Genomic DNA, 17608 nt, shown 5'->3' with positions numbered 1-17608 from the left:
GAAATAAACTAAGTTGTTTCTATTTATCTATTTTATTACTCTCACAATAAAACGCCTTTCTTTAATAAGGTGGTATTTTTTCACATGGATAACACTTTTAAGAGATTGAATTTATTTAGGTGGAAAAATTGTGAAGTATTGTACTTAAAGTAAAGAGGGCAGTTTTAAAAGAAAGGACATAACATATTTGTTGACTTAATGAATGTAGTGATAAATGGGTGATAAAAAACATAAAAAATAGGTGTATCAAGCAAAGTGTTGATACACCTTAAAACTACATTGTTAAACAACATGTGTTGTCCTGTAGCATATCTTATATTAATTATTTTAGGTTCAGTCTTACATATTCTTCTCGGTTTTATTTATTCGTATGAATTTTTCTTGGTGCTCGCTTATATTGGTGAGGTTCTTGTAATTCAAAGCCAAGTTCATTGGCCGCAATTCTCGGGAAGTACGGATTGCGAAGTAACTCACGTCCGATGAAAATTAAATCTGCTTCGTCATTATTTAAAATTTGCTCTGCTTGTGACCCAGTCGTAATCAATCCAACTGCACCAGTTGCAATCTTAGTATGCTCTTTAATATGTTTGGCGTATTGTACTTGGTAACCGGGATACACATCAATATGTGCTGGTACAACTGCGCCAGAACTACAATCGATTAAATCTATTCCCTGTTCTTTCATCCACTTTGTATACTGAACGTAATCTTGAACCGTTAGCCCGTCAGGGTGATAATCATTTGCTGAAATACGAACGAATATTGGTCCGTCCCAAACTTCATTTACAGAGTCGATGATTTCGCGTAAGAAACGATAGCGGTTTTCAGGTGAGCCGCCGTATTCATCAGTTCGTTTATTAGTAAGTGGTGATAGGAATTCATTGATAAGGTAACCGTGAGCGCCATGTAGTTCGATAATATCAAATCCGGCTTGTTTTGAACGTAACGCGGCCCTCTGAAAAGCTAATATAGTCTCTTTGATTTGTTGTATATTCATTTCTACTGGTATTTTCATCGTATCATTAAAAGGAATTGCAGAAGGAGCGAAAGCATTCGTATTTAATTCAGCTTTTCTTCCGGCGTGAGCGAGTTGAATGGCAGCTTTTGCACCGTTATCATGTATAAAAGTAGTCGTTTTATGTAAGCCTTCAATTAGGTTGTCATCCCAAATGCCTAAGTCTTTGTTAGAAATTCGTCCTTCAGCTAACACCGCAGTTGCTTCAACCATAACTAAACCTACTTGGCCAGCAGCGCGAGTTCCATAATGAATGAGATGAAAATTCGTAACGCTGCCATCCTCATTCCCCGATGAATACATACACATAGGCGACATAACGATACGATTTTTTAGTGTAACGTTCTTAATTGTATAAGGTGAAAAAAGCTTGGAATTCATCAAATAGCCTCCTTGATTGAATTTTCTTATATTTTACCATTCTCTTTTTTGTTTCTCTAATAAAACGCTTATACGAAAAATTTTGTTTATTCGTGTTACAATGACTAATATGAACTGAATTGGAGGATGACATATGTACCAGGCTTATTATGAAAGCGAAGTAGGTTTGCTAGAAATTAAAGCAAATCAAGAAGGAATTACGTCTGTTATATTTGTTGATGAACGACAAGAAGAAAATAAAAATGAAATGATAGAACAATGTATAAATGAGTTAGATGAATATTTTAAAGGGAAAAGAAAAGAGTTTACGGTCCCGCTGTCTGCGGAGGGCACATCATTTCAAAAAAATGTATGGGATGCACTTTATACTATTCCGTACGGCGTAAGTGCTTCATATTTAGATATTGCAGAGAAGGTTGGAAATACAAAAGCTGTACGGGCAATAGGAGGAGCAAATAGTCGGAATCCAATTTCAATAATCGTTCCATGTCACCGTGTAATAGGAAAGAGTGGAAAGCTTGTTGGATATGCTGGTGGTTTATGGAGGAAAGAGTGGTTATTAAAACACGAAGGTATTTTGAAATGACGTATGGATGGGAAGAGGGATTGTTTTGAAATGTATAAATTGTGGGCAACTTTGCGAGGGAGATCAGTTGAATTGTGAAAGTTGCCAGCGGACTTTGCATACTGAACAAGGTGAAGGATGCTCGCTAATAGACAAGGAATTAGAAGTATATGTAGGGAGACAATATCCGTATTACAAAAGGAAATGGGAGCTTGAGAATAAGCGGATTGCTAGGTGGAGCTGGAATGGTTGGGCTGCTATTTTCAATATAGGCTGGCTAGGATATCGTAAGTATTATGTACCAGCTACTTTATTTATGTTGTTATTAGTAGCGTGTGATGCATTTTCGTATTATATGGGATTTAATGTAGCGTTGCCAATCATTAATATGGTGCCTCTTACGTTTTTATTACTCATTTTTATTCTGTTTGGAATGGGGATTTTTGCAAATGGATTATACTATCAATTTGCGGAAAGACGTATATACCGAATAAAAGCAAGAGAAATAAAAGATAAATCAGTTGAAAACTATCTTATCCATGATAGCGGCGGAACGAGCAAAATGGGAGCGACAATTGTTACTATTTTAGCAGTTGCTAGCATATTTTTTAGTCATTTCTTTTTTCCGACTGATCGAGACGTTATTCAAAAGGTTCGTACAAGCTCGCTTTATGAATATCCTTTCTTTTCCATAGGTGAATCTTTCGAAAATTATTTTCAAAATTCAGGTTGGATATATTATCGTGGAACGGAAGGGTTAGAATTAGTAGAATTCCAAGGATATAACGCTGGAACGCCAAGGCAAAAGGTGGCGATTCAATTTGTTGTCGATTATAAATTGGGTGAAGTGGAACCATACTCACTTACGGTTAACGGTGAATCTAAAAATGAAGAAGAGTTTTTGAAGATGATGGAAGAAATATTTAAGGTCCAAAATCCATTTGATATAGAGGATGGATTACAAGTAAATGCTATTCAACAAAGCGGCTGGAAAGAAATTTCTGACCGCTTTTTTCTATGTTTGTTAAAATAAATATTTAAAATAATCAGAATCTTTTGTATAATGAAATATATTATATAGGATTTAACTTATACATATAGATTGGGGGAAGGAAGAATGAAGAGAAAGACAACAACAATTGCTGCACTTGCGTTAACGACGAGTGTATTGGTTGCAGGATGTGGGAATGGTGAGAAGGCTTCGACAACGAAGAAAGAATCGAATAAGGGAGCAGCAGATAAGCAAGTATTAAACTTACTAGAAACAGCAGAAATCCCTTCAATGGATACGTCAAAATCAACAGACTCTGTATCATTCCGTGCCTTTGTAAATGCAATGGAAGGGTTATATCGTTTAGATAAGGATAATAAACCAACACCAGGCATGGCAAAAGATGTGAAGATTAGTGAAGATAAAAAGACATATACATTTGAATTACGTGATGCGAAATGGTCAAATGGTGATCCAGTTCGAGCACAAGATTTTGTATATGCATGGCAACGTACATTAGATAAAGCAATAGCGGCAGAATATGCATTTATTTTATTTGATGTGAAAAATGCACAGAAAGTAAATAAAGGAGAATTACCATCAGATCAATTGGGTGTTAAAGCGAAGGATGATAAAACGTTAGTAGTAGAATTAGAACAGCCAGCACCATATTTCCTTGAGCTTACTTCATTCCCTACATTTTTCCCTTTAAATGAAAAATATGTGAAAGAACAAGGGGATAAATATGCATTAGAAGCAGATAAACTATTATATAATGGACCATTTACGATGAGTGAATGGAAACATGAACGAAGTTATCAGTTAAAGAAAAACCCTAATTATTGGGATAAAGATACTGTGAAGTTAGAAGAAATTAATGTGAATATTGTGAAGGAAACGAGCACGGGAGTAAACTTATATGATAGTGATCAAGCGGACCGTGTTATTTTAAGTTCTGAATTTGTTGATAAGTATAAAAAGAATAAGCCGGATGAATTTAAAACGAAGTTAGATCCACGTATGTATTTCTTACGTTTTAACCAGAAAAATGCAACGTTTAAAAATCAAAAAGTTCGTGAAGCGATTGATCTGGCATACGATAAAAAAGGAATTGCAAATGTTATTTTAAATGACGGATCATTACCAGCATATTTCTTAGTACCTGAGAAATTTACGACAGGACCAGATGGGAAAGATTTCCGTACTGTAAATAAAAATTTCCGTGACAGCAAAGATAATGCTGAAAAAGCAAAAAAATTATGGGAAGAAGCGAAGAAAGAGCTTGGCCAAGATACAATTACAGTAGAATTTCTAAATGATGATAACGGTAGCCGTAAAAAAGTGGGTGACTTTATTAAAGAAGAGTTAGAGAAAAATTTACCTGGTATTAAAGTGAATTTGAAACAACAACCATATAAGCAAAAGCTAGAGTTAGAAAAGAAATTTGAATATGAATTCTCATTATCTGCATGGAGTCCGGACTATCCAGATCCAATGACTTATATTGATATGTTTGTTACTGGAAGCTCATTTAATGAAATGGATTATTCTAATCCGAAGTATGATGATTTAGTAGCGAAATCAAAAGGAGAACTATTAAAAGATGATAAAGCACGCTGGAATGCCCTTGCAGAAGCTGAAAAAATCTTAATTGGTCAAGATGCTGCCATTTCTCCTACGTACCAACAAAGTACGGCTTACTTAGAGAAGCCATACGTAAAAGGTATTGCGAATCATACGTTTGGTGGGGACTTCAGTTATAAATGGGCATATATTACAAAGAAATAGTATAATAAAAGATGAGTGAATTTTCGCTCATCTTTTATTTGTATAGGAGGAATTAGAGTTGTTAAAGGGAATCAATCATCTTTGTTTTTCAGTGTCTAATTTAGAAAAATCTATTATATTTTACGAAAAAGTACTAGAAGGAGAATTATTAGTTAAAGGGAGAAAACTTGCGTATTTTAATATATGTGGGGTATGGGTAGCACTTAATGAAGAAACACATATTCCGAGAAATGAGATTCATCAATCTTATACGCATATTGCGTTTTCAGTTGAACAGAAAGACTTTGAACGTCTACTGCAACGATTAGAAGAAAACGATGTTCATATTTTACAAGGAAGAGAACGGGATGTAAGGGATTGTAAGTCTATATATTTTGTTGATCCTGACGGCCATAAGTTTGAATTTCATTCAGGGACATTGCAAGACCGACTGAACTATTATAGGGAAGATAAGTCTCATATGACATTTTACTAAGGGTGGAAGAAGTTGCATGCGCTAGTAATTGGTGGAACAGGAATGCTAAAGAGAGTTTCTATGTGGCTTTGTGAGCAAGGATTTCATGTTTCTATTATTGGACGAGATAAAGTGAAATTAGAAAATGTTAAGCGAGAGAGTGCTGCGCCAGAAAGTATCACATGTCTTCCGTTAGATTATCATAATGATGACGATGTAAAGCTAGCTATTAAAAGCACAATTGTGCAGAATGGCCCAATAACATTAGTTGTCGCATGGGTACACGCAAGTGCGAAGGATACGTTGTCATTCATATGTAGAGAAGTGGATTTGTCGTCTGAAACATACAACGTTTTTCATATTTTTGGTAGTAAAGCGTCGCGTATACCCGCACAAAAAATAGGTGGTACGCGATGTAGCTACCATAGAATAATATTAGGTTTTATATTAGAAGATACATACGGGAGATGGCTTACCCATGAAGAAATATCGGATGGGGTAATAAAAGGAATTGAGAATAAATGTGATGAATGGATTGTAGGACGAGTAGAACCGTGGGAATTGCGGCCAAAATGGTAAGGGGGAATGTGAAATGAAAACAACTGTATATGTAACAAGGCACGGTGAGACGGAATGGAATGTATCGAAACGAATGCAAGGCCGGAAAAATTCTGCTTTAACTGAAAATGGTATGTTACAAGCAAAGCAATTAGGAGACCGAATGAAAGATTTATCTATCCATGCGATCTATAGTAGTCCGAGTGAAAGAACCCTTCATACTGCAGAGTTAATAAAGGGCGATCGTGATATACCGATAATAGCGGATGAGCATTTCTATGAAATTAACATGGGTATATGGGAAGGACAGACAATCGCTGATATAGAAAGGGAATACCCAGATGAAATACAATTGTTTTGGTATGAGCCACATCTTTTTCAGTCAACATCAGGAGAAAATTTTGAGTCTGTTTATAAAAGGGTAATTGAGGGGATACAGCTTCTTTTAGAAAAGCATAAAGGAGAAAGTATATTAATTGTTTCCCATGCGGCAGCGGCAAAACTACTTGTAGGACATTTTGCGGGTATTGAAATAGAAAATGTGTGGGATGATCCATTTATGCATAGTGCTAGTCTAAGTATAATAGAATTTGAAGAAGATAAAGGTGAAGTGAAGCAATTTGCAGATATAAGTCATTTTCAATGAACGTAAAAAAGGCCGCAAAACGGCCTTTTTTTGTAGGCATAAAAACTAGCAATTACGTTTTTTATACCAGAAGTGATCGAATTTCTTGTTTTTGCAAGATGGGAATTTATGTCCGCCTTTGCAATCATTCCATTTGTGTCCATTATCGTGACAGTCTCTGCCATGATCACATGAATCATCGCACGAGTGACCGTCTCTATGCGGGAAGAATTCGCATTTTTTACAGAAACTTCGTTTTGTCCAGAAAAATTTCTTTTCAAAGCGTATGCATTTTGTAACGAAAGTACAATGTTTTCTACGAGTACGTTTTGTAACTAAAACGCATTCTTTTCTACGAGTCACTTTCGTAACGAATGTCCATTTTTGAACGCGCACACGAGTACATTTTGTAACAAATGTCCATTTTTTTACGTGCGTACATTTTGTAATAAAAGTACAATGTTTCACGCGAGTACATCTTGTTCTTGGACATTTACCCCCAGTTGTACATTTACAACCTGTTGTACATCGATGATGAGAGAATTTATCATCATCGCACTCAAAAGTACTTGGATCTTGGTGTAAGAAATCCTCCATCCCAGCACTTTTGATTTCTTCAACAGCTTTTCTAATATCACGTTTCATAGAAATCCTCCTTATCATGTATTCAGGTGAAAAGGTATTCTTTTTCCTTAACATGATATGAGATATGACGTCTTTCTGAACAAGACAAGAGTGTAATTTTATATAAATGGATGATAGCGGATGTATGGACAAGACAAGGCGCATACATTGAATGAAGAGAACTGAGAAGGGATGAGAAAACATGCTACCTTCATATGATTTTTTTATTCATCCAATGTACTTAGTGGAATTAAAAAAAGACATTTGGTCAGATAGTCCAGTGCCAGCAAAATTAACTTATGGAAAAAAGAAGTATGATATTGATATCGTATACCGGGGGGCTCATATTCGTGAGTTTGAGAAAAAGTCTTATCATGTTATGTTTTATAAACCGAAAAAATTTCAAGGTGCGAAAGAAATTCATTTAAATTCTGAGTTTATGGATCCGTCTCTCATACGAAACAAATTATCTTTAGACTTTTTTCATGATATTGGTGTACTTTCACCAAAATCACAACATGTATTTATAAAAATTAATGGTCAAATTCAAGGTGTATATTTACAGTTAGAATCAGTTGATGAAAACTTTTTGAAAAATAGAGGATTACCAAGTGGTTCTATTTATTATGCAATAGATGATGATGCGAATTTTTCTTTAATGAGTGAGAGAGATAAAGATGTTAAGACCGAGCTCTTTGCGGGTTATGAATTTAAATATTCGAATAAAAATAGTGAAGAACAACTGAGTGAATTTGTATTTCAAGCGAATGCTTTGTCGAGGGAAGCTTATGAAAAAGAAATTGGGAAGTTTCTACATGTTGATAAATATTTAAGGTGGTTAGCTGGCGTTATTTTCACACAAAACTTTGATGGTTTCGTTCATAACTATGCACTATATCATAACGATGAAACAAATTTATTTGAAGTGATACCGTGGGATTATGATGCAACTTGGGGGCGAGATGTACAAGGGAGACCACTTAATCATGAGTATATTCGCATTCAAGGCTATAACACGTTAAGTGCAAGATTGTTAGATATACCTGTATTTAGAAAGCAATACCGAAGTATTTTGGAAGAAATACTAGAAGAACAATTTACGGTTTCGTTTATGATGCCGAAAGTTGAAAGTTTGTGTGAATCGATTCGTCCATATTTACTACAAGATCCATATATGAAAGAAAAATTAGAAACATTTGATCAAGAAGCTGATATGATCGATGAATATATAAATAAAAGAAGAAAGTATATACAAGACCACTTACATGAATTAGATTAATTTTGAAAGAGATTGGAACATTATCAATCTCTTTTTTTGTATAATAAAGATGTATCAACAAAACTGACTTACTATTCACTTAAAAGAGTATGGGGGATGTGGAAACATGACGGTAAAATGGATTGATTGGGTAAAACAAATACAAGCTATAGCCCAAGCGGGTTTAACGTATTCTAAAGATGTGTATGATATAGAGCGTTTCCAACAATTACGGGATATTTCCATTTCGATGATGTCACATTACACAAAGACAGATTGGGAAATAGTAGAGAAATTATTTGCAAGTGAGACAGGCTATCAAACACCAAAAGTTGATATAAGAGCAGTCGTTTTTCAAAATGAAAAGTTATTATTTGTGAAAGAAAAAAGTGATGGGAAATGGGCATTGCCAGGTGGATGGGCCGATATCGGTTATACGCCAACAGAAGTAGCAGCAAAAGAAGTTTTAGAGGAGACGGGTTATGAAGTAGATGATTTTAAGCTATTCGCTATATTTGATAAAGAAAAACATCAACCATCGCCTTCAGCAACACACGTATATAAAATTTTTATTAGCTGTAAGATTATTGGTGGCGAAAAGAAAACTAGTATTGAAACAGAAGATTTGGAGTTTTTTGGTGAGAATGAATTGCCTAATTTATCGATTGCTAGAAATACAGAAGAGCAAATTAAAGAAATGTTTGCCTACATGAAAGAACCTCAAAAAGAAACTTTAATAGATTAATCATGCTTATGCCGATAAAATTGTTGAAATGAAGATATTGGCAGAATGCGACCTTTATGTAATAATGGGATGGTATGTGAAGAAAAAAGGAGATAGAAAATAAAATGTTAGCAAGCATAATAGATCAGTTATTGCAATTTTTTGCAAGCTTAGGTTACTTTGGAGTAGCGCTAGCTTTAATGATTGAAATTATCCCGAGTGAAATTGTACTTTCGTATGCTGGATTTTTAGTAGCGGATGGTAAAATTAGTTTTGTTGGTGCAGTTATCGCCGGAACTATTGGTGGTACTTTAGCCCAAATCTTTTTATACTGGCTTGGATATTACGGAGGGCGTCCGGTTGTAGAGAAATATGGAAAATATCTACTTATTAATAAACACCATTTAGACATAGCAGAAGGTTGGTTTAAGCGTTACGGGGCAGGAGTGATTTTTTCTGCACGCTTTATCCCAGTCGTACGTCATGCAATCTCTATTCCAGCAGGATTAGCTAAGATGCCATTAAAACTATTTACACTGTATACTGTAGTTGCGATTATTCCATGGTCAATACTATTTATATACTTAGGTGAAAAGCTTGGTGGAAATTGGAGACACATTAAAGAGTATGCATCTGATTACACACATTACATAATTATAGGAGCTGTTCTCTTTGTTGCTTTATACTTCGGTTTAAAGTATTTAAAAAAGAAAAAAGCAGCGCGTTAAAGTCAATGATTGTTCATTGGCTTTTTTTATTTGTTTCGGTTCTAAAAAAAAGGAGTTGTCCATAATGTGTAATAATAAAGCGTAGCGGAGGAATGTGATGAAAGGGTCACCGTTTATACGTGGAACGATATTTTTAACGATGGCAACGATGATATCTAAAATGTTAGGATTTATATATGTTATACCGTTTACAGCAATGGTCGGTACGAGTGGGTACGTTTTATACACGTATGCTTATCGCCCATATACGATTATGCTCAGCATTGCGACGATGGGACTACCACTTGCAGTTTCAAAAATGGTATCAAAATATGATCAACTGAATGATTATCATACAGTTAAGAGAGTACTTAAGAGTGGTATCTTTTTTATGTTAATAATGGGAGTCATCTCATGTTTAGCGCTATATATATTAGCTCCACATTTAGCTAAACTTGTAATCGATGGAAATGATCAAACGGGGAATAGTATAACAGCGGTTACTAATAATATTCAAATTGTAAGTTTTGCGTTAATACTTGTACCAGTAATGAGTTTATTAAGGGGCTTCTTTCAAGGGTTTCAATCGATGGGGCCTTCTGCTTTAAGTGTAGTTGTTGAGCAATTTTTTCGGGTCTTAACCATATTAATAGGAAGCTTTGTCGTTTTATATATTTTAAAAGCTTCTATCTCGCTAGCGGTTGGTATTTCAACGTTCGGTGCTTTTATGGGAGCGATAGGTGGATTAACAGTTTTAAGTGCGTATTACATAAGGAGGAGAAAGCACTTAAAGAAAAAAGAGATGGCAAGTATACCGCAAACAACGAAATCTTTCTTCTCGCTGTATAAGGAGCTCTTTACATATTCAATACCGTTTGTTGTGGTTGGTTTAGCAATTCCGTTGTATCAGACGATTGATACATTTACAATTAATAAACTACTTATACAAATAGGGTATATGCAAGGAGAAGCGGAGAAGATTAATGCAATAATTGGTCTTGTCCAGATGGTTGTACTTATCCCGGTTTCCGTTGCGACTGCTTTTAGTATGTCTCTCGTACCTGAGATGACAAAAGCCTATACAGCAGGGAATGTGAAGTTACTGTACAAACATTTTACGAGGACGAATGTATTAGTAGTAGCAATTACGGTACCAGCGGCAATTGGAATGATGTTGTTAGCAAAACCAGTATATACTCTTTTATTTGGTGCCGGAAATGATCCGGAGATGGGGAGAGTTATTTTACAGTATTATGCTCCTGCCTGTATACTATTTTCGCTTTTTACAGTTACAGCTGCGATGTTACAAGGAATTAATCAACAACAGAAAACAGTGCTAGGATTAGTAATTGGTATTATTGTGAAGATAGTTTTAAATATCGTATTGCTTCCTTATTTCGATTATGTAAGTTTTATTATTTCAACATACGCTGGTTATACGATTTCAGTTGGCTTTAACTTGTGGATGCTTTCTAAATATGTTATAAAGGCAACATAAGCTTTTTAAGGCAGAGAGCACTCTGTCTTTTTCTTTGTTTAGAATATTTTTCTTATAAAAACGTTTTCAAAATAATTTTTCTATTGAAATTTAAACGTATGTTTCATATGCTGAGAATGGCGGTTCAAAAACTGTTATGTAAGAGAGGTAGATTCCTACATGTAAAAAGAATCGGGGTGATAGTATGTTAAATATTTATTTAACAGACCGAAACGGAAAACTACAAGAGGTTGAGGAAATGCAAAAGGGTTGCTGGATTAATGTACTTCATCCAACGGAAGAAGAAATTCAATATCTAGTACAAACTTTAAATGTAGACTTAGATTTCATTAAAGACCCTTTAGATGATGAAGAACGCTCTCGTATTGAAAAGGAAGACAATAATACTTTAATAATCGTGGATATTCCAACAGTTAGACATGATGAAGAAGGAAATTCGATTTATGACACGATTCCAATAGGTATGATTGTAATGCCAGATTGCTTTGTGACAATTTGTTTAGAAGAAAACCCAATTTTTGAACGCTTTATTAATCAACGTATTAAAGAATTTTATACGTTTAAAAAGACACGCTTTGCACTTCAGCTCTTATATACGATTTCTACTTATTATTTAAGATACTTAAAGCAAATTAACAGAAAAACAATCGATTTAGAGCATCAATTAAATAAGTCGATGAAAAATAAAGAGATTTTCACATTGCTAGGCCTTGAAAAAAGTTTAGTTTACTTTACAACATCATTAAAGGCGAATAAAATTGTAATTCAAAAATTAATGCGTAATAGTACATTTTTAAAAATGTATGAAGACGATCAAGATTTATTAGAAGATGTATTAATTGAAAATAAACAGGCTATTGAAATGGCGGAAATATATAGTCACATTTTAAGTGGAATGATGAATACTTTTAGCTCCGTTATATCAAATAATTTAAATAGTGTTATGAAACTGTTAACGTCTATTACAATCATTTTATCGTTACCAACGATGGTTTCTAGTTTCTTTGGAATGAACGTAAAGGTACCGTTTGAAGGGGAAGCACATGGTTTTGTAATTGTACTCATAATATGTGTAACACTATCTTTCACATTAGCATTTGTTTTTTGGAAGAAACGTTACTTTTAATGAGAAGAAAGCTGCTCTAGCATAGTTGTGTAACTGCGCTAGAGCAGCTTTTTTGCTATGAAATCCTAAATTTTGAATAGAATATAACTTATAAAATGTAATGTATATGAAAGGGGTGAATTCCGTATAAGTCTTGTCCAATTCATAAAATGAGGTTAAAATTACATATTGTTAATGAAAAGTTGGAGGAAATACATCATGGAATTGTTTCAATTACCGAAAGCATTCCTGCAAATGAATACAATTTTTATCTCCATATTGATCGAAGCACTTCCTTTTGTGCTCATTGGTGTATTTATTTCAGGATTCATTCAAATGTTTGTAACAGAAGATATGGTAGCAAAATGGATGCCGAAAAATCGATTTCTGTCTGTTTTAATGGCTACTTTTTTAGGGATGATGTTTCCGGGCTGTGAATGTGGAATCGTTCCGATTGTAAGGCGATTAATCGGAAAAGGGGTTCCGCCATATGCCGGGATTGCATTTATGTTAACTGGACCAATCATTAATCCAGTCGTATTATTTGCAACATACGTTGCCTTTGGAAGTAGTATGCACATGGTATGGTATCGTTCTATTGTAGCGATTATCGTAGCAATTATCGTTGGAATTATATTATCATTTATGTTTAAAGAACATCAATTACGAGATGATCACTTCCCAGAAGTGAATCATAAGCGTCCATTACGTAAAAAAATGTGGGATGTATGTACGCATGCTGTTGAGGAATTTTTCTCGATGGGAAAATATTTAGTATTAGGTGCGTTAATTGCAGCGGCAGTTCAAACGTTCGTACAAACTTCAACACTTCTTGCTATAGGACAAGGGCCGTTCTCTTCACCAGCTGTTATGATGGGACTAGCTTACATATTATCACTTTGTTCAGAAGCGGATGCGTTTATTGCTTCGTCATTCCAAAGTACATTTTCAACAGCGTCACTTGTCGCGTTCCTCGTATATGGACCGATGGTGGATATTAAAAATATGTTTATGATGCTTGCAACGTTTAAAACGAAATTTGTAATTGTCGTTACAGTTACAGTTACACTTGTTGTTTATGCAAGCTCACTACTCATTTATGCGATGGGGTGGTAGGTTATGTTTCGAGCATATATATTGTTAGGTTTTACAATCTTAATCGCGCAGCTTCATATTTCCGGTAATATTACGAAGTATATCAATATGAAGTATGCTTATTTATCAACAACAGCAGCTATTATTTTAGGTTTTTTAACGGTCGTTCAAATTATTATCGTATTCCAAAAAGAACATCAGAAAGAACAAGAAAAACAAGATTGTAGTTGTGATCATAGCCATTGCGGGCATGATCATTCAAAAGATGAGAATACATGGTGGAAAAAAGCATTTTCGTACTCATTGTTTTGTTTTCCGATTGTCTCAGGATTGTTTTTCCCGATTGCAACGTTAGATTCAGATATCGTTAAGGCGAAAGGATTTCATTTTCCTGTTGCGCAAGCAGAAAGTACAGATCCATTTATGACAAGGCAATTTCTAAGACCTGATACGAGCATTTATTACGGGAAAGAAGGATACCGTGGTGTAATGGAAAAGGGGAAAAAAGAGTTTGTTACGAAAGATAGTATTACTTTAAAAGATGAAGATTTTCTAAAAGGAATGGAAACAATTTATAATTATCCTGGCGAGTTTACTGGGAAAAAATTATCTTTTAAAGGGTTTGTTTTCAAAGATGACTCTTCTCAAAAAGAACAATATTTCTTATTCCGTTTCGGGATTATACATTGTGTAGCGGATTCTGGTGTATATGGTATGTTAGTGAAAAAACCAGAAGGTGTAGAATGGAAAAATGATGATTGGATTCAAGTTGAAGGAGAAATATCAACGGAATTTTATCAGCCATTCCATGCGAATATCCCTGTATTAGAAGTAACGAAATGGAATAAGGTTGAACCGCCAAAAGAACAATATGTATTTAGAGGAGCCGATTGATAACATCGGTTCTTTTTTGTGGACTAAGAGTTCTGAATGTTGTTAATATTAAACGTGTAGTGATAGTAAGCTCATGCCGTTCTAGTGTTAATAGGAAATAGAACTCTTACCGAACTTCTTTGCTCCAGCCGAATTTTGTGGTGGGAGTCTTAATGTCTGCAAATAGCGGGTTAAATAATCAAAGAGGTGATAACAATGACTGAAGTAAAAGGGAAAACAGCGAATGAGTCTAGAGTGTTTAAAACGAGCCGAGTATTTCCAACAGATTTGAACGATCATAATACGCTATTTGGTGGGAAGATATTAGCCGAGATGGATATGGTTGCTTCTATTTCAGCAACGAGACATGCAAGAAAAGAATGTGTCACAGCATCTATGGATTGGGTAGATTTCTTACATCCTGTTCGCTCTTCAGATTGTGTTAGTTATGAATCTTTTGTAATTTGGACGGGTAGAACTTCTATGGAAGTATTTGTGAAGGTAGTAGCAGAAGATTTAATTTCAGGTGAGAAACGTATAGCAGCAACGTCATTTGTTACTTTTGTTGCGCTTAGTAAGGAAAATAATCCGGTTCCTGTGCCGCGAGTTATCCCTGAAACAGAAGAAGAGAAAGAATTACATCGCATTGCAGTGTTACGTGCAGAACAACGCCATATACGTAAGGCGGAGAGTAAGAAAGTAGCTACATTATTAACTTTTTGAGTTGAATATGTAGTCGTTAAAGGTACAATAACAAACGGAAATATTTTTCATATGAAAAGCGGACACCTAAAAATAGGTGTCCGCTTTTATAGTTTTTTCATCCACATATCATATGACGATAACTACTTAGCAGAAGCAAGCAGCACCGACGATGATTAAGAGGATAAATAATACGACTAATAGCGCGAATCCATTACCATGTGCGAAGCCCATTGTTATTTCCTCCTTTTATTTTAAGATACAACATACAATATGCAAATGAGCTATCGTTTGATATGGACATATATCATGTAATGACATATTTTCTTGAATGATATTGTATTAAAAAAGGGAAGATATAGAAATAACAGTAAGTGGAGGAAGGAAAATATCCATGAAACACTTTTTCGTTGTAATCCTTTGTTTAATAGGTGTATTCATATGGATGAACATCGATGTGGAAATGGGGAAAAAAATGGCTAGTGAATATGAATTAGGACAAGTTCGATTAGGTGAATTTCAACTATATACGAACGGTGAAGAGTTATATACGAAATTATTTGAGGATATACGTAATGCAGAAAAATACATATATATCCATTTTTATATTGTAGGTAAAGATGAAATAAGCAAAGAATTTTTGCAGTTACTCGAGAAAAAGGCATCGAGTGGAGTAGAAGTGAAATTGTCAGTTGATCGAATAGGTGGATATAAGCTGAAGAAAAAGATAATTCGTCAACTAAACAGCAATGGTGTCCAGTTTACGTTTAGTAAAAAACCTAAATTGAAACATTTATTCTATTCGTTGCATCAACGAAACCATAGGCGCATTGTTACGATTGACGGAAAAGTATCATATATCGGCGGCTTTAATATTGGAAAGGAGTACCTTGGACAAGATCCGAAATTTGGCCCGTGGCGTGATTATCATGTGCGAGTCAACGGGAATGGTGCCACGGATATGGAAAGAAAATTTGCTGCTGACTGGAAAGAAGATACGGGAGAAAAAATGCCTGTACATAAAAGTATACCTGCAATTGGACATGTAAAATATCAATATTTATTTTCAAATGGAAAAGGGTTATGGGAAAAATATGGAGCGCTTTTAAAGCAGGCTAAAAAGTCTTTAATTATTGCTACGCCATATTTTGTACCAAGTAAAGAAATGATGAAAGAGTTAAAAGGTGCATTAAACCGAGGTGTCAATGTGAAAATTCTCGTACCATTTAAAAGCGACGCAGTATTGTTAAAACAAGCTGCCTATCCGTATTTGAGAGAGATGAACCATGCTGGAGCAGAGATCTATCAATATCGGAATGGTTTTTTTCACGGGAAAGTAACAATCATTGATGGAGAAATTGTTGATATAGGTACAGCGAATTTTGATAATAGAAGTTTTTATTTAAATTGTGAGTCTAACTGTATCATATATGATACAACAGTTGTTGCTGACGTATGGAGCCGATTAAAAGAAGACTTTCATAAATCAAAAAGATTTTCAGAAGAAGACTTTGAGAAAATTAGTAAGTGGAATTGGTTTTTAGCAAGAATAGCAAATGTTATAGCATCATATTTATAACATATAGACAAAAGAGAAGGGAGGCATTTTCATGGATTGTATGAAAGAATTAATGAGGTATAGTTATATGCTTATTTATAAGGTTGGGGAGTATACAGGAAAGGTAAGAGACGAAGAATTAAAGGAGCTATTACAGCATCATTTACCATATATGTTGCAAGCGTATAATGAACAAGTGAATTTTCAAGAAGGAGAGAATGTACAGCATATAACTTGTGAACCAATTTCATCTCATTTTCATGAAATGGAAAAGGAGACTGATAGTAAATATACAGGGGATGTCCATATTGCAACTTGTTATATTTCGCATTTAAAACGGTTAGCACTAAAGTTCGCTCAAGTAGCAGTTGAAGTTGCGAATCCAGAATTCCGCTCGTTTTTAGAAAATTGCTTCCTGAAAATGAATCGTTATGCCTATAGTGTATGGCAATATGTTGTGAAGAAAGAGTATAAGATTAAACATGTATATGAAAATGAGGAGTTTGCATAAGAAACTAAGGCGGAAAGATAGGCGCCTTAGTTTTTTTACTTTTCATGGAGAAAAAAAGAATAGGTGTCTGTATTTATTATCAGAAAATTTACAAATATTTACCGTTTATTTACTATTTTTCAATCTTTCCTTTAAAAATAGAGAGTAATATGGGGGTTGTACATATTCTATCTAAAGGAGGAAACGCAAATGAACAAATGGGTTAAATCATTAACTGCTATGGCACTTGCAAGTTCTTTATTAATGGTAGGTTGTAGTAAAGGTGAGGACAAGAAGAAAGAAGACGATACAACAACACAACAAGAGGACAAAAAGGATAAAGAAACAAGTGGAACTGAGAAATCTACAGATTCTAAAGAAAAGAAATAAAGTGAAACTTTAATCAGTGGGGGCATCCCCCACTGATTATTAGTTGAACCAATCGGGCTTTTACGGGCAGTTGATCCCCATCTAACTTCTTTGTTTTTACTGAATTTTGAGGTGGGGTCTTACTGCCCGTTAAAGCGGGGTAAAATAATAATAGAGCTTCCTCTTATATATGAGGAAGCTTTTTTGTTGAAAATTGATTAAAATTAT

At 34.6% G+C, this 17608-nt stretch carries 20 protein-coding genes; 17 read left to right on the top strand and 3 right to left on the bottom strand.

All coding sequences use genetic code 11. The annotated features are described in order from the left end of the window. Positions 1–358: 358 nt before the first annotated feature. A complete protein-coding gene (gene namA / locus FS802_RS03995) occupies positions 359–1396 on the bottom strand; it encodes an NADPH dehydrogenase NamA (protein ID WP_001086182.1) in 1038 nt (345 codons plus the stop codon). A 133-nt stretch (positions 1397–1529) separates the two neighbouring features. Between namA and FS802_RS03990 the strand changes: the two genes are divergently transcribed. The 6 genes from FS802_RS03990 (at position 1530) to FS802_RS03965 (ending at position 6398) form a co-directional block, all read left to right on the top strand. Continuing rightward, entirely contained in the window at positions 1530–1982 is a 453-nt protein-coding gene (locus tag FS802_RS03990) for a methylated-DNA--[protein]-cysteine S-methyltransferase (protein ID WP_000283909.1), read from the top strand. Positions 1983–1989: 7 nt separating this feature from the next. Beyond that, the gene (locus FS802_RS03985; RefSeq protein WP_078183102.1) at positions 1990–2994 is read left to right on the top strand and encodes a DUF2628 domain-containing protein; all 1005 of its coding nucleotides are present in this window, start codon (positions 1990–1992) and stop codon (positions 2992–2994) included. A gap of 84 nt (positions 2995–3078) precedes the next feature. Further along, positions 3079–4740, top strand: coding sequence for a peptide ABC transporter substrate-binding protein (locus FS802_RS03980; RefSeq protein ID WP_000824266.1), 1662 nt, complete (start codon positions 3079–3081; stop codon positions 4738–4740). Between the two features lie 58 nt (positions 4741–4798). Next, complete coding sequence (gene fosB, locus FS802_RS03975) at positions 4799–5215, top strand: FosBx1 family fosfomycin resistance bacillithiol transferase (protein ID WP_000911696.1); 417 nt, start codon at positions 4799–4801, stop codon at positions 5213–5215. Between the two features lie 12 nt (positions 5216–5227). Beyond that, entirely contained in the window at positions 5228–5773 is a 546-nt protein-coding gene (locus tag FS802_RS03970) for a short-chain dehydrogenase (protein WP_000543156.1), read from the top strand. 13 nt (positions 5774–5786) lie between these two features. Further along, complete coding sequence (locus tag FS802_RS03965; RefSeq protein ID WP_000859200.1) at positions 5787–6398, top strand: phosphoserine phosphatase 1; 612 nt, start codon at positions 5787–5789, stop codon at positions 6396–6398. Positions 6399–6443: 45 nt separating this feature from the next. On the opposite strand, the gene exsB is transcribed toward FS802_RS03965, so the two are convergent. Further along, positions 6444–7022, bottom strand: a complete 579-nt coding sequence (gene exsB, locus FS802_RS03960) for an exosporium protein ExsB (RefSeq protein WP_000817494.1) — start codon at positions 7020–7022, stop codon at positions 6444–6446. A 181-nt stretch (positions 7023–7203) separates the two neighbouring features. Between exsB and cotH the strand changes: the two genes are divergently transcribed. The 8 genes from cotH (at position 7204) to FS802_RS03915 (ending at position 14984) form a co-directional block, all read left to right on the top strand. Then, on the top strand, positions 7204–8280 hold the full coding sequence (gene cotH, locus FS802_RS03955; protein ID WP_000937986.1) for a spore coat protein CotH: 1077 nt from the start codon (positions 7204–7206) through the stop codon (positions 8278–8280). 106 nt (positions 8281–8386) lie between these two features. Then, positions 8387–9004, top strand: a complete 618-nt coding sequence (locus FS802_RS03950) for an NUDIX hydrolase N-terminal domain-containing protein (RefSeq protein ID WP_000216907.1) — start codon at positions 8387–8389, stop codon at positions 9002–9004. Positions 9005–9108: 104 nt separating this feature from the next. Then, positions 9109–9711 carry an undecaprenyl phosphate transporter UptA gene (uptA, locus tag FS802_RS03945; RefSeq protein ID WP_000881203.1) on the top strand — a complete coding sequence of 201 codons (603 nt, stop codon included), beginning with the start codon at positions 9109–9111 and terminating at the stop codon, positions 9709–9711. A 97-nt stretch (positions 9712–9808) separates the two neighbouring features. Then, a complete protein-coding gene (locus FS802_RS03940) occupies positions 9809–11188 on the top strand; it encodes a putative polysaccharide biosynthesis protein (RefSeq protein ID WP_002096686.1) in 1380 nt (459 codons plus the stop codon). A 184-nt stretch (positions 11189–11372) separates the two neighbouring features. After that, the gene (locus FS802_RS03935; protein ID WP_000932392.1) at positions 11373–12314 is read left to right on the top strand and encodes a magnesium transporter CorA family protein; all 942 of its coding nucleotides are present in this window, start codon (positions 11373–11375) and stop codon (positions 12312–12314) included. A 198-nt stretch (positions 12315–12512) separates the two neighbouring features. After that, complete coding sequence (locus FS802_RS03930) at positions 12513–13409, top strand: permease (protein WP_000418724.1); 897 nt, start codon at positions 12513–12515, stop codon at positions 13407–13409. A 3-nt stretch (positions 13410–13412) separates the two neighbouring features. Continuing rightward, a complete protein-coding gene (locus FS802_RS03925; RefSeq protein WP_000488062.1) occupies positions 13413–14282 on the top strand; it encodes a TIGR03943 family putative permease subunit in 870 nt (289 codons plus the stop codon). A 195-nt stretch (positions 14283–14477) separates the two neighbouring features. After that, a complete protein-coding gene (locus FS802_RS03915; protein ID WP_000141167.1) occupies positions 14478–14984 on the top strand; it encodes an acyl-CoA thioesterase in 507 nt (168 codons plus the stop codon). Between the two features lie 126 nt (positions 14985–15110). Here the strand turns inward: FS802_RS03915 and FS802_RS03910 are convergent, their stop codons facing one another. Continuing rightward, positions 15111–15197 (bottom strand): YjcZ family sporulation protein, encoded by an 87-nt coding sequence (locus tag FS802_RS03910; RefSeq protein WP_000505094.1) that lies wholly within the window; start codon positions 15195–15197, stop codon positions 15111–15113. 160 nt (positions 15198–15357) lie between these two features. Here FS802_RS03910 and cls point away from each other — a divergent pair, with 160 nt between their 5' ends. From cls to FS802_RS03895, 3 genes are all read left to right on the top strand, one after another. Continuing rightward, the gene (gene cls, locus FS802_RS03905; protein WP_000680136.1) at positions 15358–16542 is read left to right on the top strand and encodes a cardiolipin synthase; all 1185 of its coding nucleotides are present in this window, start codon (positions 15358–15360) and stop codon (positions 16540–16542) included. A 31-nt stretch (positions 16543–16573) separates the two neighbouring features. Beyond that, entirely contained in the window at positions 16574–17032 is a 459-nt protein-coding gene (locus FS802_RS03900) for a spore coat protein (RefSeq protein WP_000340554.1), read from the top strand. Between the two features lie 189 nt (positions 17033–17221). Then, on the top strand, positions 17222–17401 hold the full coding sequence (locus FS802_RS03895; RefSeq protein ID WP_001045960.1) for a hypothetical protein: 180 nt from the start codon (positions 17222–17224) through the stop codon (positions 17399–17401). Positions 17402–17608: the final 207 nt, after the last annotated feature.

The organism is Bacillus sp. DE0042, assembly GCF_007680225.1.
Taxonomy (GTDB): Bacteria; Bacillota; Bacilli; order Bacillales; family Bacillaceae_G; genus Bacillus_A; species Bacillus_A wiedmannii.
This window is presented reverse-complemented; position numbering and strand designations above follow the sequence as displayed.